This is a genomic window from Lacticaseibacillus nasuensis JCM 17158 (genome assembly GCF_001434705.1).
In the GTDB taxonomy this organism is placed as follows: Bacteria; Bacillota; Bacilli; order Lactobacillales; family Lactobacillaceae; genus Lacticaseibacillus; species Lacticaseibacillus nasuensis.
On record NZ_AZDJ01000007.1, the window covers coordinates 1 to 881 of the forward strand.

Consider the following 881-nt stretch of genomic DNA (forward strand, 5'->3'; position numbering starts at 1 on the left):
GTGAACGTGCCTTCTGCATCGGCATCACCAAGCTTAGCGCTTGGCTTAAAGGCATCTACGGCCACAGTTGAGCCAACCGTCGCAGTGGTTTCTTCAGCACTCAGCGTTGGCTTGGCCACGGTGTAAATCACCGTCGTCGTTGCGTCTGTTGGTGCAGTTGCCATGTACCCGTCTGCATCCACAGCCGGGTTCTTAGCCGCAATCTTGCTGCCGACGGCAACGCTAGTCCCGTCGATCGTTGGGTTGGTGGCGAACTGCTTACTGAAGTCTTCAACGGTTTCATCCGTGAAGGCCTTATCGGCCTTGTAACTTACCGCGCCAGTGACGGCATCGGTATACGCATGACCAGTAGCGGTTTGCGTCTTGTCAGAACCAAGAGCCGTTCCATCAACAGTTTGGGCCTCAATCGTCCAAGTTGCCGTGTAAGTATCGCCTTCAGTCAGCACGTGCTTGACGTATACATCGATTGTCTTGCCATCAAACGTGCCATCTGGCACTTGAGTGGCATCGGTCGGTTCACCGTCAGCCGTGACGTAGTCCGTCGTGGCTTCGGTGTACTTGCTACCGTCTACGCCATCAGCTGCCGTCATCTGGTCGATGGTGGCAGTAAAGCCGTCGTAATTTGTGCCTTCGCCGCCTTCGAGCGTCTTCGAGCCAATGACTTCGCCAGTGGTTTGGTCATGGTAGGTCACAGTCAAACTAGACTGGGCGACAACGTTCAAGGTCGCAGTCTTCGTTACTGTCTTCCCACCGTCGGTGTAGGCAAAGCTCAGTGTGTATGTCCCTACGGTCCCAGTGGCAGTGGCCAGGTCAGTCGTTGCCCCCGATGCATCCGTAACCGTCAGGGTTGGTGTTGCGGTACCCTTTTCACCCTTCGCATT

General features: G+C 55.5%; 1 pseudogene. It reads right to left on the reverse strand.

What is annotated here, in order from left to right:
- Positions 1–881 (reverse strand): annotated as a pseudogene (locus FD02_RS11255) (hypothetical protein); the annotation flags it as partial.